Genomic DNA, 23,979 nt, shown 5'->3' with positions numbered 1-23,979 from the left:
GATAAGCTTCTATTGTCGATTGCGTTCCACAAGTTTATTAAGTATAACATTTGCCGTTTCCTCAACAGCGCGATTCGTCACATCAATCACCGTACAGCCAATTTTTGAAACGACCTTATTGAAATGGCTGATCTCGGCTTCAATCCGATCCACCCTTGCATAATTCGCATCATCTTTCAAACCAAGGGCAATGAGCCGTTCCTTGCGGATGAAATTCAGTTTTTCCGGTGATATGACAAGCCCGAAGCATTTTTCTGGATCTATCATGTAGAGCTCTTCCGGCGGGTCGACCTCGGGTACAAGCGGAACATTCGCCACTTTGTATCGTTTATGAGCAAGATATTGCGAAAGCGGCGTTTTCGAAGTTCTTGAAACACCTACGAGAACAATATCCGCTCTCAGTATCCCTCTCGGATCCCTGCCGTCGTCATATTTTACTGCAAATTCAATTGCTTCAATTTTTTTGTAATAATCTTCATCAAGCTGTCGAACCAATCCAGGTTCTTCCAATGGCTTTTCGCCGAGTTCGATGCCGATTCGATTGATGATCGGACCTAATAGATCGATGCATTGAAGTCCTTTTGCTTCGCATTCTACCTTTAGTTTCTGACACATGGTACTTTTTACCAGTGTATAGACGATAATGGCATTTTCCCGTTGCGCTAAATAGACGATTTCATCAATCTGTGACTCTTCTTCAATATGCGAAAATCTTTTCATCAAAACCGTTTCAAGCCCTTGCCTGAATTGACTCGCTGCCGCTTTGGCTACAAGGTCGGCCGTTTCCCCGACTGAGTCGGAAACGATGAATAAGGTTAACTTTCTCATAGTATCCCCCTCATAATTCGTGGTCATCCGCAAGTGAAAGGAAGGCTGCGGTAATGTTTGTTTTCGTAATCCTACCTACAACTTCCAGACCGCCCCCATTGTCTTTTACTACAGGAAGCGAGTCTATTTGCTTATCCATCATTTTTTTTGCCGCATGAAGAAGTGTATCCTGTTTTCCACAGTACGTTATATTCGGCATTCGGGTCATTATGATATGGACAGGTATTTTTTCCAACTCATTGTTGCCGAGGCTGGTTCTTAATAAGTCTTTCCTTGATAGGACCCCTGTAAGATGGGATGATCCGTTGACTACAAACAAAGTTCCCACATCTTCAAGGAACATATGGGTAATTGCGTCATAGACGGATATGTTCTCCTCCACAACGACCGGAATCGACTGAAAATCACGTACTTTCATGCCAATCATACTGTCAGCCACCGATTGGACAGGCCTTTTTCCCGAATAGAAATATCCTACGCGCGGTCTCGCGTCCAAATAACCTGCCATCGTTAATATGGCTAAGTCAGGACGGATTGTTGCCCTCGCCAGCTTGAGCCTTTCCGCGATTTGTTCGCCGGTAATTGGACCGTCAGCTTTAACGATTTCAAAAATCTCCGTCTGGCGCTTATTCAGTTCCATATAAGTCACCGCCCTAAGCGTTCAATTGTTTATCCTTGATTATTATATACGAAGTCGTGCGCTATTGCGAAGAAAGAAGAACCATGCTAAACTGAATTAGAATCGAATAGGCGAAGATGGGTTTATAAGTAATGTCAAATTGAAGCGAACGGGGATGGTGAAAGCCCGTATCGACATGAAAAGGCGGCCTTGAGCTAATGCATTAGTAAAGAGGGCTGTTTATACAACACAGCCAATTAGGGTGGAACCGCGGGGCATCATGCACTCGTCCCTGGACTTATTGTCCAGGGATGGGTGCTTATTTTAATTGGAGGGATTTACTATGTCAATGGAACAAGTTGTAAACTTAGCAAAGCAGAGAGGTTTTGTATTCCCAGGATCCGACATTTATGGCGGTCTTGCGAATACTTGGGATTACGGTCCGCTTGGCATCGAATTGAAGAACAACATCAAAAAAGCTTGGTGGCAAAAATTCATTCAAGAATCGCCGTATAATGTCGGTCTTGACTCGGCTATTCTAATGAACCCGAAAGTTTGGGAAGCGTCAGGTCATATCGGCAACTTCAATGATCCGATGATTGACTGTAAAAAATGTAACACGCGTCACCGTGCAGATAAATTGATTGAGGATGCACTTGATGCCAAAGGAATTGAAATGATCGTTGACGGTCTGTCATTTGAAAAAATGGCAGAGCTGATCAATGAACATAAAGTTGTCTGCCCTACATGCGGAGCTTTGGATTACACAGAAATCCGCCAATTCAACTTGATGTTCAAAACATCTCAAGGCGTCACGGATTCATCAGCGAACGAAATTTTCCTTCGTCCCGAAACTGCACAAGGAATCTTCGTAAACTTTAAAAATGTTCAGCGTTCGATGAGAAAGAAAATGCCTTTCGGTATCGCGCAAATCGGAAAAAGCTTCCGTAACGAAATTACACCGGGGAATTTCACATTCCGTACGCGTGAGTTCGAACAGATGGAACTTGAGTTCTTCTGTAAACCAGGAGAAGACATGAAATGGTACGAGTTCTGGCGCGACTTTTCAAAACAGTGGTTGTTGAACCTTGGATTGACGGAAGACAATATGCGCCTGCGCGAACACGACGAAGACGAACTCTCCCACTATTCGAACGGGACTGTTGACATCGAATACAAATTCCCGTTCGGCTGGGGTGAACTGTGGGGCATTGCGAATCGTACCGATTTCGACTTGAAACGGCACATGGAGCATTCAGGGGAAGATTTCCACTACCAAGATCCAGTAACCAACGAAAAATTCGTACCCTATTGCATCGAACCATCCCTAGGAGCAGACCGCGTAACACTGGCATTCCTTTGCGATGCATTTGATGAAGAAGTACTGGATGGCGATGACAAACGTACTGTTCTCCGCTTCCACCCGGCACTTGCACCTGTAAAAGCTGCAGTTCTGCCTTTGTCGAAGAAACTAGCGAATGGTGCGGATGAAGTATACGCGGAACTTCGCAAACATTTCAATGTCCAATATGATGACGCACAATCCATCGGCAGACGCTATCGCCGTCAAGATGAAATCGGTACACCGTTCTGTATTACGTATGACTTTGATTCCGAAGAAGATCGTCAAGTGACCGTACGTCACCGCGATTCAATGGAACAAGTCCGGATGCCAATTTCAGAAGTGAAGGATTACATCACTAAACACTTTGAATTTTAAGCTGGCAACCCAAAACAATCCAGTTAATCTATGTCAAGCCACCTGACAACCTACCCACTTATTCTAGGCATTGAAACACTTCAACATGTTTCGGTGTCTAGAATTTTTTTAGTGTTACAAGGCATGTGATTGGTTTCATCTTCAACGACTGAAAATTGAATTGGATCCCCCATTTTCCGATTCATGCACTTTCTACACATCGATAACTATCTTATGTCTCCCTCATTTTCCATTACATTAATACAATGCCTTTTCTGCAATATTGTGAGAATCAAGATGGAATCCGACCGAGAGAAGTGTCAGTTATGTTGGAAAAACTACTACTTTAATCGCAAGTCCATCTGTTATTAAAATAACGTAAAGCCCCTTATCCTATTTCGGAGGACAAGGGGCTTTTCGAATGAAATAATAGTGTTTGAATTGAAAATTACCCATCAGTGGCCAATTTCATCTTCCAATTGCTTTAAAAAATCAATCATATAATCATGCCGCTGCTGCGCGAGACGAATGCCTTCTTCTGTCACCATCAAATCTTTCAACAGCAGCAGTTTTTCATAGAAATGTGTAACCGATGCAGTTTCTTTATTGCGATATTCTATTTCGGACATGTTTACTCGTGCATTTTCCTCTGTGTCGTATAACTTCCTGCCTCTTGCACCGCCAAATGCAAATGTGCGTGCAATCCCGATTGCACCGATTGCGTCAAGGCGGTCAGCGTCGCGGACGATGGCACCTTCGATGGACGTAACATTTTTTGAATTACCGCCGCTGAACGATACACTTTCAATCGTTGCAATCACGCTTTGTGTAAGTTCGTCGTCGGCTTTGAGCGATTGTAAAATTTCCAAGCATGTTGGATTAGTGTCTATTTTATACTTAGCATCCTCGATATCATGCAATAAAACGGCAAGTCGTACAACTTGCTCATTTGCCGAAGGTTCCACAGCAAGGATTTTTTCCGCATTTTTCATTACGCGTTCAATATGGGCGAAATCGTGACTTGCATCAAACTTATCGTATATTTCTAAAACAATTTCCTGACATCTTTCAATCATTTCATTCATATCATCACTCCTGTATTTACTATTGTTTTTTCAAGGATTAGCGTCTGAATATTTGGGCATATCGTTGACGCCGAATGTCGATTCATGTATAGTAAGTTCATCCATGCTTAAGATGGATGGGACATCGAATTGCCGAGGAGGAATATACATGTACCAGGGAAAAGTGAAATGGTTCAGCAATGACAAAGGCTATGGTTTCATCGAAGCGGATGACGGGGAAGATGTGTTCGTCCACTTTACCGGTATTCTATCAGAAGGCTTTAAAACGCTTGATGAAGGACAATCCGTGTCTTTCGAAATCATCGAAGGGAATCGCGGTCCTCAGGCAGCGAATGTCTTAAAACTTGGTGATGAATAATAAATAAAAATAACGCAAGCGCCTGTTCAGGGCCTACATCCATAAGACAGGTAAAGGGAGCGGCCGTTATTTACCCGGGAAGGATGCATTTCAATCCTTCCTGGCCGGACTTGCTATCACAGGATCCAGCCTAAGTGCGCTGCGCCCCCCCACAACCTATGGCCCTTTGATAATCCAGGTGCTAGATCTAGACGTTAAATCTCTACGTGGTAAATTTGAGCACAGTACGAGATTTTATAGCTTTCCAGATAAAACACAAAATCCCACTGATGTAAATTCCAGTGGGATATTATTTTGTGATTTTATTCATTTCTTGACCCAAAAATTTCAGCTGTTCACCGATTGTACATGTTGTAATACAGAATTTATGTGAACCAGTCTTCCCTTTATCTTTTGACAGTTGCGTCTTCAGGAAACAACCTTCACAATATGTGTCCATAATCCCATTTATTTCATTCATAACGCTTGTTTTGTTCATGTTATTTTACCTCCGAATGGAAAGCTGTATTTATTCTAATACGCTTTGAACATTGGTGCAACTAATCTAGAAAATCGAGGTGTTTGGAGAATGATTGAACTGTATGTAGATGGTGCAAGCGCAGGGAATCCCGGAAAAAGCGGCATCGGAATTTTCATAAAGGGCGAAGGTCATATGCTGAAAATAGCCGAAAAAATTGAACCGACAGATAATCATACCGCTGAATTCCAAGCGTTGTTACGCGGACTGGAGGAAACAGCGAAGTTGACTTCCGGGATGGTGTCAGCCCGATCGGATTCCCAAATCGTCGTCATGGCTGTTGAAAAAGAGTTTGTTAAAAATGAAATGTACAAACAATATTTATCGAGGATTCTTACTATCGTTAAATCATTCGACTTCTTTTTCATCAAATGGATTCCCGACACGGAAAACCGGGCAGCCGACGCCCTTGCACGAGAAGCAATTCACGCAAAAGACTGAACGGGCGAAATGCCTGTCCAGTCTTTTGCATTACACTTTCATAAAAATGACAGTGTTTTTCACCGAATCATACAGGACCCATTCACAATCATCTTTGACAGCCCCTACATTGACAAGTACCTTTCCCCCGATGACGTCATAGGAAACGCCGAATTCGATTTGCTGGCGGGTTCCATTGAGCAATAGACCCGACGTATGGCTGTGACCGTAAAATATAGGAGAGCCATGCTCTTCCGCGCGTACGAGTGACCAAGGTTGCCCGCCCCACTCCCACTGATGTCCGTGGACAACTTTAGCATCGGCAATTTCAAATGTCTCCGGCAAAGTTGCAAGTTTTTCTCTAAGCGGATCTCCCATTTCTGTAAGCATTAAAATCCGGTCTTCCTGATTTCCACTGACAGATGGGAATGATAACAGTTCGGTAAACCCTTCAGGAATAATCATAACATCTTCCAACTTCGTGAACTTCTTGTCCGTTATATCTCTTTTACTGATTGTGCATTCAAATAGATCACCAGTTCCCACACGTATTGCTTCGGGTGATTTCTCTGTAATATCCGTTAACACTTTTTCCAAATCTTCTTTAGATGAATGAATGTCTCCAAGTAGTGCGTAATACAAAGTAGTATCCTCCAAATTCCATTAATACAATTTAATGAAAAGCCCCTCCGTCGACGACCACTCGCCATATGCGATTTCATCAAGATCAAAGTAACCTTTTTTAGCTAACTCATCCATGAGCCATTTGAGGTCTTTCCCGGCAAACGAGAGCACTTCCTCTTTCACTTCGCCTTCATCGATGAGCAGAACAGTCGGTTCCTCATCTTTCGCTTCTTCTTTCAGTTCTCCGTTTGTCACGGGTTCATATTTCACATATTTATTAATCGTAATATCACCGCCCGGTTCCAGGAATAAATCGCGAACCTCCCGCAGCGAAAATACGCCCTGCCGCCGTAGAGCCGAACGGAGCTGTTCCATTTCAAGATGATGTTTGTTGAATTTCTGCATATCAAGTGTGCCGTTGCTGATAAGTTTGACTGGTTCTCCTTTAAGAAGGATTCGCAACGGGTTCCATTTCTTCGTCGCTCGTTCAATCAGATAAATGAGCACTGCCCATAATGCAATCGCAAACAGGAAGTGAGTAATCTTAATTTTTTCATCGAACAGACTTTCTTCAAGAATTCCGCCGAGAATAAGTGTGTACACGAAATCGTACGGCGTCAGCTGGGCCAATTCTTTCTTGCCGAGAAGGCGGATGACGACCATGAGTGCTGCCAGACCGATTACAAGCTTCAGCAATAAATCTAGATACATAACGGGTGTCCTCCAATACAGCGTGATATTGGAATATACCCGTATTCATCGATAGTAATCGTTATCCACGCTCAACTTCCGTTTCTTCCCTTGAAATCCAATCACTATAACTTCCGACATATAGCCGGACTTTTTCATAACCTTGCTGTTTGAGCATTGCATAGAGCGGAGCCGCCGTCACGCCGCTGCCACAGTAGACCGTCACTTCTACAGCCGGATTGACAATACCGTGCAATTGTTCTTTAATTCCTTCATCCAAATTAAAGAGACCACCTATTTTTAGCTGTTCCCAGTCGAAGTTCAGAGCTCCAGGAATCCGCCCTGCAATCGGATCGATCGGTTCTTGTTCACCCCGATACCGTTCCGCTGATCGGGCATCCAGAAGAATGCTTGCTGTTTCACCGGAAACCGTTTCTTCAACGAACCGTCTAGGCGCATGGATCGTTTCATCCCACTCGGGGGAAACTGTAGTTTTCACAGGCTTCGGTATACCTTCATCTACTGGAAAACCCGCTTCTTTGAGGGCGTCGAATCCTTCAAGGACGATAAATGAATTTTTGAATCCCGCATATTGCAGTAACCACCACGCACGGGTTGCGAAAGGGCTTCCCCCATCATCGTACACGACTATGTGATCCCCGATGGATAAGCCACTCTTCCTGAAAAGCTCCGTAAGTGCAGCTTTTTCTGGCAACGGGTGTCTGCCATTCGATTTCGTCATATCGGACAAATCATCCTCGAGATCCCAGTATACTGCCCCTGTAACATGGCTTTCTATATATTTCCGCTTGCCCGCCTCCGCGTCTTGCAACGAAAAACGGGTATCGATCCATTTCGTTTCGCCAAATTCAATATCTTTTATCGATATAAAAACGTCAGCCAATCAAACCAGCTCCTCCGATTGCAATTTTTCGTAAACGCTACGCCATTCTCCGAGTTGCTCCGTTCCTTGAAGAAGTGATCGTTCGGAAGCAATCTGAGTCAGACTTTCTTTCAATAAATGCTGTCTGAGCCCTTCAGCTTCGCTTTCAATCCAGTGATCGGACCACTTTTCAAGCTGTTCTTTCTCTTTCCCAAGATAAAGAGAGGCATCTTGCTTCAACAATTCTTCGAGCCGGGCTTTCAACACATCTCTTTCGCCCTTTTCGAAGAATGCTTTTTGATTTTTAAACAATCTGTTCACGCTAGTGTAAACATTCGGGTCCTTGTATGGAAGTTCGAAAGATAACATGTCTGCATCTTGCGGTTCATATGGTGAAGGTGAAACGGAACCGTCCTTTTCGCTCAATTTTACAATTTCCATACGCTGCCTCTCACTCAATTGCTTTTTCATGAAGTTGAGCATCCGCAAGTTCGTCACTTTAAGTTCTTGCGTCAAATCAAATCCAATCATTTGGACAGTTTCGGCAAGTGCGCTTTTCAATGCCCGATCTGCCGAGTTGTTGACGAAGACGGAAGGGCTGTATGCCTCTTTGAAGAAATCGCCGAAACGTAAAAATACGCGTTGTAAAATGTAATAGACGAGTTCACTCAATTCATTATGTGCAGCTTTCGTAAGCACGTGTGTAAAGTTGGCTGCGAAATGTTGACGCACTTCCCCTTCGAGTTTATTTAACTCTTCCAGTCTCTCTGCTTTGCGCGTCATGTTCATTTCAGTCCGTGTAATGAGCGAGGCAAGTCGTTCAATCGTTTTCGCTGTTTCTTCCTCTAGCGCTTGAACCGCAAGCCCTTTCAAATCGTGTTCAAGGAAATGATGGAATTCTTCTTCAAAAGGAGTCATGAACTGATCTTTTCGATTTTCCATTTTTGCCTCAAGCGCACGTAAGCTTGAAATTCCATGGACTCTAGGATTCCGGATACCGAATTTCCGAAGTTCATCCCCGACGAATGTTTTAACCGCTTCCGCCTCTTCCTTATCTGACGCAAGATCTATCGCATTGACGATGAAAAACATCTTATCGAGCTCAAACGCATCTTTCACACGCCCGAGTTGGACAAGGAACTCCCTGTCTGCCCTTGCAAACGCATGATTGTAATACGTAATGAATAGAATCAGATCCGCGTTTCGGATATATTCGAACGCCACATCAGTATGGCGCGCATTAATGGAGTCGGCACCTGGTGTATCAACGAGCGTGATTCCTTTTCGTGTCAATTCACAGTCATAATAAAAGTCGATTGACTCGACAAAACAACTGCGATCTTCTTCGGCGACAAACTTGACGAACTCTTCCCGCTCGGCCTTGAGGATCGTACCAAGCACTTTTCCATAAATGGAATACCCTTTTTTAAAGGCGCTGATGAAGGCTTTGTGAATATGAAGACTTTCATCTGCCAATTCCGTATTTAGCGCTTCGTCAGATTTTTGAAAAGCTTCTTTTAATGATGACACGGGAATGCCAAGCGCATTGAACGAGCGCAATACATCTTCTGCCATGCGTTCTTCCGTTTTTAAATGAATATCAGCTGTTCTATCTTCTTTTCCTGCTGACACTGGGCGGATTCGGTTAATAGCCGCCGTCGTTGGATTCGGAGAAACCGGCAAGACATTTTCGCCGATCAAAGCATTGGAAAATGAGGATTTGCCCGCGCTGAACGCGCCGAACAATGCTATGGTGAACTCTTGCCCATTAAGCCTATCAGCTTTTTTCCGTAAATAGTCTGCTGTTTCCAGGAATCCGGGAATCGCTTCCACTGAATCTGCAATATGGATAGCATGCCTGACAACCGATTTCGCCCCTGCGGCACTTACTTCTTGATCGATTTGTCCGTGTTCAACAGGTTGCTCATGCGTTTCCTCCAGACTGATTATTTCCTCCGCTTCGTTGAATTCAACCGTTTGCAGCGTTTCCTTCGTTTTCCATTTTTGAAGGAGTGCTTCAACCTTACTGGGCGAAAAGTCGATTCCATTTTCGAGTTCCGTTAATTGTGCCTCGACTTCCGCCACTTGTGAGATTGCATTTAATTTTTCTTCCAGATGGTACACTTTTTGTTCAAGGATGCCTGTATTTTCATTGCCCGATGTCAATGCAATTTGGGCCATTTCGTGTTTCCACTCATCCGTCTTTCTACGGAAAGCCGTGTGGATGGTTGTTTTCATCCGTTCAGCATAATTAAGTACAGTATCTCCCGTTATGGTATCCGATACATTAAATTCAGTTTCGATATCGGTGAATGGAATTGTCATATCGATTCCGTCGATTGCGAGAGACCGTTCGTCTGTTAAGATTCCTGCCTCTTTTAGAGATTTTTTCATAAGCGTTTTCAGATGAACTTCAATTTGAGCATGCACAAGTTTGCCCATGTTTTCGGCAAGTGCATTTTTTCGGCGTTCTCTTTCTTCTGCCGTTTTTTTCGCACCAAATAGAATACCCACTTTGAAACGGGACGACAGTGATTCCAAATATTCCTTCAGCAGTTCGCGTGTTTCATAGGGAGTGATTGCCGCAACTTGAAGCAAACTATTGCGTTCTTTTTCAAACGCGCTGGAAAATGCATCTCCTGAAAGAAGCCTCAACATCTTTTTTGCTTCTAATGCTTCTTCTTGTAGTTCGGCTTGCATTTCCCATTCGTCTGCTGAAACGATTTCATGGAAGTTATTTTTCCGTTCCACAATTTCATCGGTCAGAAATTGTGTGTGCTCGTCTTTCAGTTTCAAAAGCGTTTGTTCTGCATTATCTATGAATCTCTCTTGCCAGTTTTCCATTGATCCGTCAACAATCGCTTTTACATCATTGAAATCATTATTCGGAAGCTCTAAGTCTTTTAATGAAGTATAGAAAATCCCTTTTGGTACCACTCCCCACATGTTAAACGAATCCTCAACTGATTTTTTGAAATCCACAAACAGTAATTCATTATCGCGGTGTTTATCAATCTGGTTGATGATCAGATAAACATTATCGTTGTATCGCATCAATTCTTTCGTGAATCGGAAATTCAATTCCGATTGCACATGATTGTAATCCATCGTATAAAAAACCAGGTCGGCAAGATGTAATGCAGACTCTGTCGAAAGACGGTGCGCATCATCCGTTGAATCGACACCCGGAGTATCCATAACCGTGATCCCTGCCGGCAAACTGGATTCCGTATGACCGATTTCGACGAGTGAAACCGCTGCACCATTCTTACTGAACGACTTTACAGCAGCAGGAAAACCATGCCCTCCATATTTTACTGCAGTACCGTCCGTCATATGAATAACGGCGTAATCTGTTGCAGTTTTTCGCACCTTTACAATATTAGCACTCGTAGGTATTGGACTGGACGGTAGTAAATCGTCGCCTGTCAACGCATTAATCATCGAGGACTTACCAGCAGAAAAATGCCCTGCAAATCCAATCGTATATTCTTTGTCGATAAGTTTTTTGGCGAATAATGCCATCTTTTTGTAGCGTTCTTCATCGTCATTTTGTTTAAACAGTAAAGCATATGTTGCAGATTGTTGTAGGAGTGCATCTAATTCAGGCATTTATTTTTTCGGTCCCTTCGTCAATTACTCTTCTAATCATACCATTTTTGACGTCCAGTTTAAGAACAAAATTTTCTATGTGATATTTGTCGATTCTTGTTTTCGGCTTCTTCATCCATGGTATAATCGTCCTACCATATTATTTCAGAAAGGCGGTAGTATAAATGACTATATCCGCAAACGTGCAACGGATATTAACTGGTACGATTTCATCATTAACAACTGTTATCCCAGTACAACTGGATGTATTAGCTCCATCTCTGACCGCAGAGCCCTACGAACAAAAAGAGTTGAGTGTATTGATTGGAATCGTCGGCGGGATAAAAGGCAGATTAATCATCGATACGTCAACAGACGTCATCACAAGGATCGGACATGCAATGTTCGGTATGTCAATAGAAGGAGAAATGATTGAATCATTCACGGGAGAACTGGGCAATATGATTGCCGGAAATTTATGTACAATATTAGAAAAGGACGGTCTTATCCTCGATATATCCCCTCCGACGGTCATGAAAGGAACCACGAAATTTTTCGGTTTTAAACAAGCCTTTAAGTTACCCGTCCTGCTTGAAAGCGGCGGTTTACTTACAGTGATTCTGACAATCGATGAGAATTGACGTATAAAAAACAATCCCGCTCGCCGGCTGATCTTAGGTTTGCGGGATTGCTTCTGTTTACAAATTATAAAGTTTCGTATATTTTCCAGCCAAGTAATCGGCCAGATATTTGGCATTCAATCCTTCACCTGTCGTATCTTTGATAATCTCTAGCGGTTGTTTCATCTTTCCGTATTTATGGACATGTTCTGTTAACCAGTCAAGGATCGGCCCAAACTCACCTGTAGCACAGAGTTCATCGAAATTAGGCAGATCCTTCAACATAGCGACCTTTAACTGTGCAGCGTACATATATCCGAGAGCATAGGACGGGAAATACCCAAATGAGCCACCAGCCCAGTGCACATCCTGAAGAACGCCTTCACTATTATTTTCCGGGCGGATTCCGAGATACTCTTCGTATTTATCGTTCCAGATTTGCGGCAAATCTTTCACTTCCAACTCACCGTTGAAGAGTTCTTTTTCAATTTCATAGCGGATCATGATGTGAAGTGGATATGTCAGTTCATCCGCTTCAATCCGGATGAGCGACGGCTTAGATACGTTGATTGCACGAAGGAAGTCCTCTAGCGCCACCCTTCCGAATTGTTCAGGTGATCGGCTTTTTAATAAGTCGAAATTATATTTCCAAAAATTCTCGTTATGCCCAACGAATTGTTCATAGAATAACGATTGCGATTCATGGATCCCCATGGAAGTACCATCAGCAACCGGAAGTCCTTCGAGTTCCCTATCAATATTTTGCTCATAAAGCGCATGTCCACATTCGTGGATGGTACCAAAAACAGCTGAACGAAAATCGTTTTCATCGTACTTAGTCGTTATCCGCACGTCACCGATATTGATGCCTGTTGCGAATGGGTGGACAGTTTCATCCAAACGGCCGGCATCGAAATCATAACCGAGTTGTTTCAATACCTCATAGCTGAATGCTTTCTGACTTTCTTTCGGAAACTGTTTGAATAAAAATGACGTGTCAGGTTGCTGGCCCGAGTCAGAGATTTTCTTCACAAGCGGTACAATCGTTTCTTTCAATTGATTGAATACCTCATCGATGATATCCGTTGTCATTCCCGGTTCGTATTGATCGAGCAATGTATTATACGCGTTGCCATCTTTCTCGCCCCAATAGCCGATGAACTTCTTCGTCGTTGAAACGATTTTTTCGAGATAAGGAAGGAACATGTCAAAATCGTTTTGTTCTTTCGCTTCTTCCCATGCTGATTCGGATTGAGATGTCAGAACGACAAATTTACGGTATTCATCCGCGGGTATTTTTTTACTTAAATCATATTCCCTTTTCACTTCTTCAACGGTCTTTAACAGGATTGGGTTAAGAGTATCTAACCTTTTTCCGAGTTCATCTAGATACTCGCCCATTTCCTCAGATATGCTCATCTTGAAGAGCTCGGTCGATAGTGTACCGACCGCTTCCGATCTTGCCGGAATCCCTTTTTTAGGTGCACCCGTACGCATATCCCAATACATGATTGAAACGGCTTCCGAGTAGGCGCTCATTTTTTTAAGCAAAGCTACAAAATTTTCTTCAGTGGACATATCCATTCCCCCTCATTGACTATACAGGTTTTTATAGTAACATAATTCCGTCAACTCTAAAAGTTAGACTAGTGCTGTTCGGTTACTAATGAAAAAGCCCTCCCAACTAATGGGAGGACCTACTACATCATTTTCGTTTTACGTAGTCATTTTCATTTTCACAGGGAAAATACCTTCAATTTCAGTTCTCATCCGTTGTTCTTCCCCTTCAAGCAGAAGGTGAACCGTTCCGGAATCGGCTGACGTCCGTATGAGCCGGCCGGCACCCTGGCGCAATCTTAGCAACATGAATGGTAAGTCCACTTCCCGGAATGGATCCTTGGCATGCTGACGTCTAGCGTCGAACAATGGATCCGACGGCGGTAACGGTAAATCGTAAATAATAACGCGCGTCAATGCGTCCTCGGGAATGTCGAGTCCCTCCCATAAATGATAAGAGCATAAAACAGGCACTTTCTTTTGCTGAAAATCACGTACAATCGAAGACAATTCCCTTTCGCCTTCGAAAGCGATACGACTCTGCCACTCGGCAGGTACTTTTTCTTTAAATTTATTCATTGCGGCTTCCGATTTGAATAACATCAACGTTTGTTCGCCATCTTCCAAAAGCTCAAGCGCATGCTTCGCCTTCCCACCTGATTCAACATCCGTCGCAAACACTTCCATCACTTCATCGTAATCGAATGGTGAATCCACTGAGAATGACAAGTAGTCTTGGATACCGAGACCGTCCGCCAAATAAGTGAACGTTTCACCGACCGATAATGTCGCCGATGAAAAAACAATCGGCGTTTTGGATGAAAACAATTTTTCCCTTAAAATGTCTGTCACGAGACGCGGCATGATAACAAGCGTTGATTCGCCTTGACGGTCTTCAAGCCAGTCGACAGCATCGTTTTGGGATGTGAAGAGTTCCATTGAATAAATATATTGGTCTAGATATTCTTCTACCATTTTTAAATCATATTCAGGAATGATGAACAGTTCCCCTTCGAAGACGAATTCTTCAAGCAGCGCATTCGAAATCTTCACCACCGATTTCCCGATTTCAAGAAGTTCAGGCGCTTTTTCAATTGCCTTCCGTTCGTTTTCTGTTTCGTCTGCGTGGACGTCTAACAATGCAAAGAACGCTTCGTGCGAATCAATAAGACGTTCCATCAGCTGAAGTGTCGTCTCCCTTATACCATCTACCATGATTCGTTCCAGCAGATTTAACAATGTGCTGTTTTGAACTTCATAAGTCAATGCCCGCTGAGCTGAATATTCAAGGAGATGTCCTTCATCAAACACAATCATCGAAACTTCCGGGAGCAACGGCAATTGCCCTTGACGTTTTCGGGAATCTTTCGTCCAAATATGCTCCATGTAGAAGTCGTGGGAGCAAATGACCAGTTCAACTGCTTCCCTATAATGGTTTCGGTGGATTGTCTGACCGCAGCGGTTACGGATATCGCATGCTGCGCACTGTTGAATCGGATGGAAATTCACGGTTTTCCATTCTTCATCGCTCAAATCGGGATAATTCGCACGTTCGCCATAAGGAACGATGGATTGCAACGAGGCACTTCCATACACGAAATCCGGAAGTTCATCCGCCAAGATGTCGACATAGTCCTCATCAATCTTATTACCCGCTTCTTCTAAGCGTTTCAAGCAAAGATATTGGTCACGTGATTTGGCAAGGCGAACATCTATATCTAGATCGAGTGCTTCGCTAATTTTCCGGATATCACCGTCCTCTTTTATCAGCTGGTCGATGAGCGTCTCATCTGCGCATGATATAAGTGCCGGTTTTCCTGTATAGCGGGCGTATGCAATTGCAGGAAGCAGATAGGCGATTGTTTTTCCCGTTCCGACCCCTGCTTCAGCGAATAGGACTTTCTTTTCTTTCAGCGCTTGCTCGATCTGGAATGCCATATAGATTTGTTCATCGCGGCATTCGAACCCTTTTTCGGTCAAATCATCGTATAACGTATCCCCTATCCAATCGTTCAATGATTCATAAAACGATTTTTCTTTTGATAATGGGAATGGCATCTTACTTTTCATTGTTTACCCCTTCCTATTTACATGCAAAAGGAAGAGGAGTTTCCCTCTTCCGCATTCCTTCAATTATTGACGTTGTCCCCAGTACTGATACAAATCGGTTCTAATGAAGCCGTTAAATAATTTTCTCTTTTTCGTCGCTTTGTGACCATACAGTTTTTCGAAATTCTCCAATGAAGACAACATATAAACGGACCAAGAAGGATAGTCCTTCATTATCCGGCCAAGTTCACGGGTGATCTCTTCAGCCTCTTCAATTTCACCGAGTCGTTCACCGTATGGCGGATTACCGATCATGACACCGTTCAGCCCTTCTACAACCAAATCCCGTACATCGTTCGTCTGCCATTTGATCAAATCTGCAAATCCTGCTCCCGCTGCATTTTCCTGTGCGACTTTAATCATTCTCGGATCATGATCAAAACCCGTAATATCAAGCTCTTGATCGTATTTCGCAAGATCCTCCGCTTCTTCCCGGACTTCATCCCAAATCGTTTTGTTGATCCAAGGCCACTCTTCACTTAAAAATTCACGGTTGTATCCAGGAGCAATATTTTGTCCGATCATCGCGGCTTCTATAGCAATCGTACCGGAACCGCAAAATGGGTCTACAAAAGGACGGTTCGGATTCCAGCGAGATATTTTCACAAGTGCTGCCGCAAGTGTCTCTTTTAGTGGAGCATCCCCTTGCGCAAGACGGTATCCGCGTTTATGTAGTCCTGTTCCACTGGAATCGATTGTCAATGTCACTTTATCTTTTAAAATGGATACTTCCAATTTGAACAAAGGACCTGATTCATCAAGAAATCCAATTCTTTTATAAGCGATTTTTAAACGTTCAACAATCGCTTTTTTTACGATAGCTTGGCAATCAGGAACACTGTATAATGTGGATTTCACTGATTTACCCGCAACCGGAAATTCCGCGTCGACCGGTAAAAAACGCTCCCATGGAATCGCTTTCGTTTGTTCGAATAAGTCATCGAATGTTGTTGCGTGGAACTCACCTGCAACAATGCGGACCCGATCCGCTACCCGAAGCCATAAATTCGTTTTCGCAATCGCCGATTCATCGCCTTGGAAATAAATCTTACCGTTTTCCGAAGTCGTTTTAAATCCTAGCGCCTTCACTTCATCCGCCACAAGCGATTCAAGCCCCATCGCTGACGTTGCCACTAATTTAAATTCAGTCATGCACTTCCAACTCCAATCCTATACCGTCAATCTTTTCAATGAGTTTAGTAAGGTTTTCATTATATAGGTTGAAGTAAAGAATTCCTTGAAAAAATGCTTCGGCGCTTTTGGGTTGCCTATGCTCGATTTTTTCACCGTTTTCAATCCTTCAACTTATATAGTTACATCTTAGCCAATGAAATCTTATTCTATTAACTAACCCTTTAATTTTCCAAAAGAAAAGCTCCCCATCTTGTAGAGGAGAGCAATCATTGTAAAAATAATACCATAGGAAATTCGATAAGCCATGTTTTGTTCCCGTGTACTCAAACGGCTTGCGCCTCGTACGAAGGGTGGTAATCATCTATCTACAGGCATTTGCCTGTCCCTTCCTCAGTTCATTTCCTTTGGAAGAGTGCCCCTACCATAGTTTGGGTTTCTCACTCGTGGGGTTTACCGCGTTCCATCTGATCCGTTTCCGAATCAGCTACGTCACTGTGGCACTGTTCAGGGAACCTCATCCATATCCGAAGACTTAGGATTTATACCCGCCGTCAACGCGCTATGCGCGAAGCCACGGCTTATTCTTTCGCCGAGCACGAACACTACGGTCATCTCAGAACCGTGTGAGCATGGACTTTCCTCTACAACATGGGATGTTGCAGCGATTACCTGAATTCACTCTATGATATTCTTAGTATACCGTACTTATGTTTCATTTACAATATTTTATTCCTGGTCGAAGAGTTTACTTCCGAACACATGCTTCTCCAGATTGGAAATACGCTTTAATAAGTCGAAATTTGTCGTTCCAGCGCTTCCAGCTGCAGGGCGTTTTTGTGCGATATCCAATTCCCTTTGTATCCGTGCGTTTTCGTTCTGCAATTCCGATATCGTCTTTTTGAAAGTCTCATAATCATGAATGACATCATCTAGGAAGAGGTCAACTTCTTCCTGGTTATAGCCGCGTAGGCCAGTTTTGAATTCTTTCTCAAGAATCGTTTTTGTATCTAATTTCATGTCCATGAAAAATCGCCCTTCCGTCTCTGTTTATATACGGTTGATTATACCATATAGCATCCGGCATTGTCTTATTAAATCGGTTTTTCAGCCCTTCTCTGTCGATTCGCGCGCTTGCCCGGGAAATAATTTTCTGTTTATTCTTATTTCCCTCTTCTTGAATTCATTTCCCGAACGCATTCGGAATTTCTCAGTCAGTCGGGTATCCGTTTTCAACAGCCGAATTGCTTCATTCGTAGCCTCTAATGCCTTAGTCAACTCTTTCAGCTTATGCTCATATAGCTTTGCTAATTCCTCCAAAGCGATAATTTGATCGCGTCCTGTAAGACCATCCGCCGCTATCCTGAATGAAGAGGCTGCGACTTCGTAATCCTGTTCCCTTTTTTGAATGAATCCGAAGTGATAATGTGTGGCGGGATGATTGATTCCATATTCGGCGATTACGCTTTTAAGGATTTGCTTACTCCGACCATAGGACTTCAAATCGCCAAACCATTTCCCGATATTCGTATGCGTATTAGCGGAGTCAAGGATATCCGTTTTCAGGAGCAAATCCGTTGAGCGTATATAAAGTGCGACAAGTGATAAGATATCCCACTCATTATGGACGAGGACCTTCATCAAAAGTTCCGCACGACCGTTCTTAACGGCATCCTGGTAGATGATCGGCGCCATATGCCCCGGAATATCCCCCTCCCGATAAAAACCGAGTTGTTCTTCTTCGATAGCGGGAAGTCTGAACGTTGCCATTTCGCCTTTCCAGATGCGCCTTGAGCCATGCAACAGGTCGATTTGCGTGTGGTCAAGCAGCGGCGGCAACTCCCTGCGGTTCATCGTCCAACGCGTTTCAACCATCGGTATATCGAAACTTTTACCGTTATAAGTCACAAGCGTCGACGGCTTTTCCCACAATCCCGTTTCGTATAGAAAGGCGGCTTCATGATTGGGACCCGGAAGGACATATTGCGTCATTTTAAAAGAGGACGCTGTCTGTTCAAGGAACCCCATGAGGAATATCAGCGTGCCCGCACCTTTTAAACCTGTCGTTTCCGTATCAAAAAATAGTAGCTGTTTAGAAAAATCCGGTGAAAGCGGATGCACTTCACCGGATGTCCTCCATTTGTCAATCGTCGATTTCAACCCGGAAAGGGCGATGTTTCCGTGATGGTGGTCCGCATCGTATTCTACAATTCGTTTGTAGACGATGCCGTGTTTATTCACGGCTTTCGTCAGACCGGCATCCAGCCACTCTTGTTCGTAAAATGGGGGTTCCGCAGCTACCTTCACAACTTTGGCCACGGTTTCTGGTGTCGCTTTATTGTCCGTCTTCTTCAGCATTTTCTTCATTTGCATCAATTTTTGTTCATAAGACATTGCGTTCTCCTCCCGCGAGCGTATGCAGAAGGGAGCCGACATCACGCTTCATGTCCATTCCGGCTTCCTGCGCCCCGATACAGACAGGACAGCCCGATTCGCAGCGGCATGCAGAAACGTGATCAGCAGCTTGGCGCAACAAGTTATCCCACCGTTCAAATATTTTTTCACTCAACCCTATCCCTCCTGGATAACTGTCGTAAATGAAAAAAGTCGGCTTGCCAGTATGGACGGCTTTGACTTGCGGTACGACATGGATATCCGTCTTATCGCAACGGACAAATAATGGGATGAATGACTGGATGGCATAGGCTGCCCCCGTCATTGCATCGGTAAGTCCAGCACCTGTCCATCCTACGGGTATGTCGAATGAATACCAGGTAGAAGACGTATGTAATTCTTCCGCGGGCAATGAAATCGGACCGGAGCCTATATTGTCATGAGTATCGAATCTAATTTTCTTGAAGATAGTCGGGATGGCAAGAACAGCGATATCCCCATAAGCAGCTGTGTCAGCGCCATATTGTTCCGCGTTATCCTCATTCATCACTTTCAATTCCACTGCGAGATTGGCATCAGTAAAATAATCGACATCGACTTCGCTGACATAGGCTTTCTTTTCATCCCAATCGAGTTCCTCGACTTGAAATTGCGTCCCTTGATGAATATAAATCGCTTCTTCATGAAGAAGCGTCATCGCGCTAAAGCGGTCCATTTCCCCGATTACCTTGGTCTCTTTCGGATAGGTTTTATCAATAATGATGACATTCTCCTGCGATGCGGAACGGAGACTCACTTCACTCGCTGGGAAACTATCGGTCATCCAATGCCATTTGTCGGTCGTCTTAATTAACACTCCTTCACTTTCAAGGAAAGCGAGCAGTTCCTGCACTTCGAATTCACCATATGTTTCCGTCGATGAAAATGGCAACTCGAAAGAAGCACATTTAAGGTGATCCATCAGAATGAACATATTATCCGGATGAATCCGCGCTTCTTCAGGCGATTGACCAAGAAGGTACTCAGGATGTTCGATAATGTATTGATCGAGTGCCAAAGATTGTGCGACGTAAATGATGAGAGCCTCATCCTGTCTTCTTCCTGCACGTCCTGCTTGTTGGAATGCACTCGCAATATTTCCCGGGTAACCCGTCATAATACATGCCTGCAATTGTCCGATATCAATACCGAGTTCAAGTGCATTCGTGCTGACGACCGTACGGATATCCCCTTCGCGCAGTCCCTTTTCAATTTTCCGTCGTTCCGAAGGCAAATAGCCGCCCCTATATCCCATAACTGTTTCATCGAATAATTTCTTTTTCGTTAATGCTTTCATATACGTCACAAGCATCTCAACCCTTACCCGGCTTTTCGCAAAGATGATCGTTTGGATGCCTTCACGGTATAAAAGCGCGGCGATATCCCTTACTTCAAGCACTGCACTTCTTCGGATACCGAAAGTCGGATGGACGACGGGTGGATTATAGAAGACGAAATGTTTCTTCCCGGCGGGCGCACCGTTATTGACAATCACTTCCATCTCCGAATTAATGAGCGACTCTGCCAGTTCCTGCGGATTCGCAATTGTTGCTGACGTACAGATGAAAACAGGATCACTGCCATAATAATTGCAAATCCGTTTCAGCCTTCTGAGCACATGTGCGACATGGCTACCGAAAACCCCTTTGTACGTATGCAATTCATCGATAATAATGTATTTCAAGTTCTCGAATAATGAAACCCATTTTGTATGATGCGGCAAAATACCTGAATGGAGCATATCAGGATTTGTCAACACAATATGGCCTGACTTCCGTACCTTGGAGCGCAATCCAGGTGCGGTATCGCCGTCATACGTATAACTGAGGATCGTTTCACCACTCGCTTCAATCAATTCATGTAGATCCGCCAGCTGATCTTGGGCGAGTGCTTTCGTCGGGAACAGATAGATCGCCCTCGACGTTTCATCTTCAAGAATGCTTTGCATAACAGGTAAATGGTAACAAAGGGATTTCCCTGAAGCAGTCGGTGTGACGGCAGTGAAGGATTTTCCAGAGGATGCCAATTCGAAAGCTTGTCTTTGGTGGCTATACAGCTGGTCTATCCCTTTTGAAGCCAGCGCTTGAATGATGGATGGATGAAGTTGTTTCGGAAATTCAGCGTAAATCGCTTCTTTCCCGGCAATCGTTTTATAATGAATGATATTTTCGGAAAACGAAGGGTCAGTACGCAGTGTTTGCAACACTTCGTGAACCGCTATCTTTTCTGTCATCGCATATCGCCTTCTGACTCAGCGTGCAGTGCGTCCAAGATTGTTTTCAATGTATATTCCGCAGAATTGATTGATAAGACAAAACGTTTTTTGCCTGTCTTTTGATAAAATGACTGGACGATGAATTGCTTCATAGAATCAGTCAGTGTCTCGATTTGAATCGGATGAACATATTTCGGTTTAGCCGTCTTGATGAATCCAGAAATTTCCTCTGTCCATTCATCGATCATCGTATGATATTTGTCCGCATACGGTTTCACTTCTATAAAAAAATCAGGTTCCCGATCGAGTTCCCTCATATGGGCATGTCTCTCAAAACATTCTTTGCAGACTGAAAGGAGGATTTCTGTTTTCTCTATTAAATTCATGAATGTATACACCCTTTCCGTGCTATTCTTCCATTTTATCAGATATGGGGTTCATTCACCATATTGGAGGGAACGTATATTCTTTAACAATTGAACTTTTCAAATAAATATAACTAAACAATAAAACGATTACTACCTATTTAAATTGAAATAAAGAATCCATTTAATTCCGCTGCGGCGCTATGGGGATGCCTCCCGCTAAATTTATACACGTATTAATATATTCAACATATATAGTTACACCAAGATGGGAGTCCTTTAATTAGTTGTTTGTAGAGTCGAAATTCTCACTATTTTTCCCACATCTATTTATTTTCATTTATTTAAGTTAGCACCTCTAACTCGAATAACCCCGTCCTGATGATAGGAGGGGGTTACAATATGTGATTTATATCCAAGATTTTCTATATTATTGACTTCGCTCAAACAATTGTCAGCCTGTATAGCTAACTTTTCCTGTCTCAACTAATTCTTTAAGACCCATGAACATTAAATTCCAACCATGTTCAGATCCATCGTGATACTCGCCAAGAGCTTTTTCGATATCGGATTTCGTCCAATCTTCTTCATGAAACACAATAATTTTTTGTGAAAATGTCATTTCACAGCTTTGTTGAAGTTCTTTTAACTCAACAGTAATCGTATCTTCCAATTCGCTAAATTGGGGCATTTTGAAAGTGAAAACTATTTTTTGGGGAGGATCAATTTCAAGGTACTCCCCTACCGCACGATAATCTTTCCCATCGCGATGATCAATAATTTCCCAAGCACCTCCCACTTGAGGATTATTTTGCGCCACCTTGTTTGTCCCCTCCAATGTAAAGAACCATTTTTTCATCATCTCAGGGTTCAGCCATGCTTCAAAAACTCTCTCAGATGCTACATCGAAATTTCTTGTCATTGTTAAGGTAGTTGTCGAATAATTGTTCATCGTAATGCTCCTTTTATATGAATTAATATTCTTTCTCTATTGCTTTCCATAACTCATTTTCAAAAAGATTAAAACGATTACTCAAGATTTCCCATGAAAATGCAGCCAAAGACATTCCAAACGGTTCCGCAAGTTCAGAAACTGCCCTTTTATTCAGAGCTATCATATGAACCATATCTCTCATAGTTGAATTTCCTTAGGCAAAAAAATATTTCATTTAAATTATCTTCGTTATAGTTAAAACTATAAGCTTTCTCTCAATCGCAATCAACTTTCCCGTCATCATTCACTATGTTGTAGTTTTTTTAATTTAGTCACAACTGCTTTCCATACTCAAATTTGAATTCTTTCGGCAGCCATTTTAATGAAATTCTGCTACAAATCCCGATTTCAAATCTATGTCGCTCATATTTTTTCGATTTTAGATAAAGAATCCACACTCCAACTTTATCCTGATCGTAGTATCGATAAGGGTTTAGATGGAGTGAAAGAGGTAAGGTGGCAGGACTTTTTTAAAACACCGTAAAAGGATAGGACAAACTGCATTACAAATCTTACGCACTTGTTTCTTATCTGTAACTAAAGTTGAAACTTTCCCCCCTCTGATGCGTCTAAGTCTTGTGGTATGATAGAGAGATGCGAGGTGGTATCTGTGACAATACGCTATCCGAACGGCAAGAAATACGTAGCTGTCCAAAGTAGCGGCCTTCAAAAAAAGGTCGATCTTTCATTCAGTAACCGTGGAAAGTCATTGGAAGATGAATTGAATGAAACGAATGAATTCTATTTAAGCCGCGGCATTGCTGTCATCCATAAGAAACCCGTGCCGATACAAATTGTAAATGTGAAGTACCCGGCTAGAAGCGCCGCTGTAATTACAGAAGCTTATTTCCGGACTCCGTCTACAACCGACTTCAATGGTGTATGGCAAGGGAAATATATCGATTTCGAAGCGAAAGAAACAAAGAGTTCGACATCTTTTCCCCTGCAAAATATCCATGATCATCAAGTGGAGCATATGAAATCTGTGTCTAAGCAAGATGGAGTCGTGTTTTTCATTATCAAATTCACTACGCTTGACCGCTATTTCATCGTCCCTTATGATAACTTTGAAAAATACTGGGAGAGAATGAAGATGGGCGGCAGAAAATCGATTACACTTATAGAGTTTGAAGCGATGGCTTTGGAAATACTACCAAGCTTCAATCCCAGACTCGATTATTTACAAGCAATGTCGGTCATTTTAGCAACATCTAACGAAACAACTGAAAGGCAGGAATAAG

General features: G+C 43.0%; 22 protein-coding genes and 1 other RNA gene. 5 read left to right on the top strand and 18 right to left on the bottom strand.

Going from position 1 to position 23,979, the window contains the following annotated elements:
• Positions 1–9: 9 nt before the first annotated feature.
• Both HDC33_RS06605 and ccpN read right to left on the bottom strand, forming a co-directional pair.
• Positions 10–828 carry a pyruvate, water dikinase regulatory protein gene (locus HDC33_RS06605; RefSeq protein ID WP_179391687.1) on the bottom strand — a complete coding sequence of 273 codons (819 nt, stop codon included), beginning with the start codon at positions 826–828 and terminating at the stop codon, positions 10–12.
• Between the two features lie 10 nt (positions 829–838).
• Positions 839–1,468, bottom strand: a complete 630-nt coding sequence (gene ccpN, locus HDC33_RS06600) for a transcriptional regulator CcpN (protein WP_218843171.1) — start codon at positions 1,466–1,468, stop codon at positions 839–841.
• A 322-nt stretch (positions 1,469–1,790) separates the two neighbouring features.
• On the opposite strand from ccpN, the gene HDC33_RS06595 reads away from it, so the two are divergent.
• Entirely contained in the window at positions 1,791–3,167 is a 1,377-nt protein-coding gene (locus tag HDC33_RS06595; protein ID WP_179391685.1) for a glycine--tRNA ligase, read from the top strand.
• Between the two features lie 434 nt (positions 3,168–3,601).
• On the opposite strand, the gene HDC33_RS06590 is transcribed toward HDC33_RS06595, so the two are convergent.
• Positions 3,602–4,231 carry an HD domain-containing protein gene (locus tag HDC33_RS06590; protein WP_179391684.1) on the bottom strand — a complete coding sequence of 210 codons (630 nt, stop codon included), beginning with the start codon at positions 4,229–4,231 and terminating at the stop codon, positions 3,602–3,604.
• 148 nt (positions 4,232–4,379) lie between these two features.
• Here HDC33_RS06590 and HDC33_RS06585 point away from each other — a divergent pair, with 148 nt between their 5' ends.
• Positions 4,380–4,589 carry a cold-shock protein gene (locus HDC33_RS06585; protein ID WP_067210265.1) on the top strand — a complete coding sequence of 70 codons (210 nt, stop codon included), beginning with the start codon at positions 4,380–4,382 and terminating at the stop codon, positions 4,587–4,589.
• 289 nt (positions 4,590–4,878) lie between these two features.
• Here the strand turns inward: HDC33_RS06585 and HDC33_RS06580 are convergent, their stop codons facing one another.
• Complete coding sequence (locus tag HDC33_RS06580) at positions 4,879–5,067, bottom strand: zinc-finger domain-containing protein (RefSeq protein WP_179391683.1); 189 nt, start codon at positions 5,065–5,067, stop codon at positions 4,879–4,881.
• Between the two features lie 90 nt (positions 5,068–5,157).
• Here HDC33_RS06580 and HDC33_RS06575 point away from each other — a divergent pair, with 90 nt between their 5' ends.
• Positions 5,158–5,547 carry a ribonuclease HI family protein gene (locus HDC33_RS06575; RefSeq protein WP_179391682.1) on the top strand — a complete coding sequence of 130 codons (390 nt, stop codon included), beginning with the start codon at positions 5,158–5,160 and terminating at the stop codon, positions 5,545–5,547.
• Positions 5,548–5,577: 30 nt separating this feature from the next.
• Here HDC33_RS06575 and HDC33_RS06570 read toward each other — a convergent pair whose 3' ends face one another.
• The 4 genes from HDC33_RS06570 to HDC33_RS06555 all read right to left on the bottom strand — a co-directional run bounded on the left by HDC33_RS06570 (position 5,578) and on the right by HDC33_RS06555 (position 11,335).
• A complete protein-coding gene (locus HDC33_RS06570; RefSeq protein ID WP_179391681.1) occupies positions 5,578–6,168 on the bottom strand; it encodes a metallophosphoesterase family protein in 591 nt (196 codons plus the stop codon).
• A 21-nt stretch (positions 6,169–6,189) separates the two neighbouring features.
• Complete coding sequence (locus tag HDC33_RS06565; RefSeq protein WP_179391680.1) at positions 6,190–6,861, bottom strand: DUF421 domain-containing protein; 672 nt, start codon at positions 6,859–6,861, stop codon at positions 6,190–6,192.
• Between the two features lie 61 nt (positions 6,862–6,922).
• Complete coding sequence (locus tag HDC33_RS06560) at positions 6,923–7,744, bottom strand: sulfurtransferase (RefSeq protein WP_179391679.1); 822 nt, start codon at positions 7,742–7,744, stop codon at positions 6,923–6,925.
• Positions 7,745–11,335, bottom strand: coding sequence for a dynamin family protein (locus HDC33_RS06555; protein WP_179391678.1), 3,591 nt, complete (start codon positions 11,333–11,335; stop codon positions 7,745–7,747).
• A 164-nt stretch (positions 11,336–11,499) separates the two neighbouring features.
• Here HDC33_RS06555 and HDC33_RS06550 point away from each other — a divergent pair, with 164 nt between their 5' ends.
• Positions 11,500–11,955: a chemotaxis protein CheX gene (locus tag HDC33_RS06550; RefSeq protein ID WP_179391677.1), complete on the top strand. Its 456-nt coding sequence runs from the start codon at positions 11,500–11,502 to the stop codon at positions 11,953–11,955.
• Positions 11,956–12,012: 57 nt separating this feature from the next.
• Here the strand turns inward: HDC33_RS06550 and HDC33_RS06545 are convergent, their stop codons facing one another.
• The 10 genes from HDC33_RS06545 to HDC33_RS06500 all read right to left on the bottom strand — a co-directional run bounded on the left by HDC33_RS06545 (position 12,013) and on the right by HDC33_RS06500 (position 22,880).
• Positions 12,013–13,512 (bottom strand): carboxypeptidase M32, encoded by a 1,500-nt coding sequence (locus HDC33_RS06545; RefSeq protein WP_304625715.1) that lies wholly within the window; start codon positions 13,510–13,512, stop codon positions 12,013–12,015.
• Between the two features lie 138 nt (positions 13,513–13,650).
• Positions 13,651–15,561, bottom strand: coding sequence for an ATP-dependent DNA helicase (locus HDC33_RS06540; protein WP_179391675.1), 1,911 nt, complete (start codon positions 15,559–15,561; stop codon positions 13,651–13,653).
• Between the two features lie 63 nt (positions 15,562–15,624).
• A complete protein-coding gene (locus HDC33_RS06535; protein ID WP_179391674.1) occupies positions 15,625–16,752 on the bottom strand; it encodes a THUMP domain-containing class I SAM-dependent RNA methyltransferase in 1,128 nt (375 codons plus the stop codon).
• 275 nt (positions 16,753–17,027) lie between these two features.
• Positions 17,028–17,411: RNase P RNA component class B (gene rnpB / locus HDC33_RS06530), an RNA gene on the bottom strand.
• 49 nt (positions 17,412–17,460) lie between these two features.
• A complete protein-coding gene (gpsB, locus tag HDC33_RS06525; RefSeq protein WP_179391673.1) occupies positions 17,461–17,757 on the bottom strand; it encodes a cell division regulator GpsB in 297 nt (98 codons plus the stop codon).
• 81 nt (positions 17,758–17,838) lie between these two features.
• Positions 17,839–19,125: a ribonuclease H-like domain-containing protein gene (locus tag HDC33_RS06520; protein ID WP_179391672.1), complete on the bottom strand. Its 1,287-nt coding sequence runs from the start codon at positions 19,123–19,125 to the stop codon at positions 17,839–17,841.
• Positions 19,115–21,397: a DEAD/DEAH box helicase gene (locus tag HDC33_RS06515; RefSeq protein WP_179391671.1), complete on the bottom strand. Its 2,283-nt coding sequence runs from the start codon at positions 21,395–21,397 to the stop codon at positions 19,115–19,117. Before HDC33_RS06515 ends, HDC33_RS06520 begins: the two co-directional genes overlap by 11 nt.
• The gene (locus tag HDC33_RS06510; RefSeq protein WP_179391670.1) at positions 21,394–21,765 is read right to left on the bottom strand and encodes a YppE family protein; all 372 of its coding nucleotides are present in this window, start codon (positions 21,763–21,765) and stop codon (positions 21,394–21,396) included. The genes HDC33_RS06515 and HDC33_RS06510 overlap by 4 nt, the downstream gene beginning before the upstream one ends.
• Positions 21,766–22,198: 433 nt before the next feature.
• Positions 22,199–22,696, bottom strand: coding sequence for an SRPBCC family protein (locus tag HDC33_RS06505; RefSeq protein WP_179391669.1), 498 nt, complete (start codon positions 22,694–22,696; stop codon positions 22,199–22,201).
• 22 nt (positions 22,697–22,718) lie between these two features.
• Complete coding sequence (locus HDC33_RS06500; RefSeq protein WP_218843170.1) at positions 22,719–22,880, bottom strand: hypothetical protein; 162 nt, start codon at positions 22,878–22,880, stop codon at positions 22,719–22,721.
• Positions 22,881–23,348: 468 nt separating this feature from the next.
• On the opposite strand from HDC33_RS06500, the gene recU reads away from it, so the two are divergent.
• Entirely contained in the window at positions 23,349–23,978 is a 630-nt protein-coding gene (recU, locus tag HDC33_RS06495) for a Holliday junction resolvase RecU (protein ID WP_370457416.1), read from the top strand.
• Position 23,979 lies beyond the last annotated feature (1 nt).

It is taken from the genome of Sporosarcina sp. JAI121 (assembly GCF_013408665.1).
Classification (GTDB): Bacteria; Bacillota; Bacilli; order Bacillales_A; family Planococcaceae; genus Sporosarcina.
This window is presented reverse-complemented; position numbering and strand designations above follow the sequence as displayed.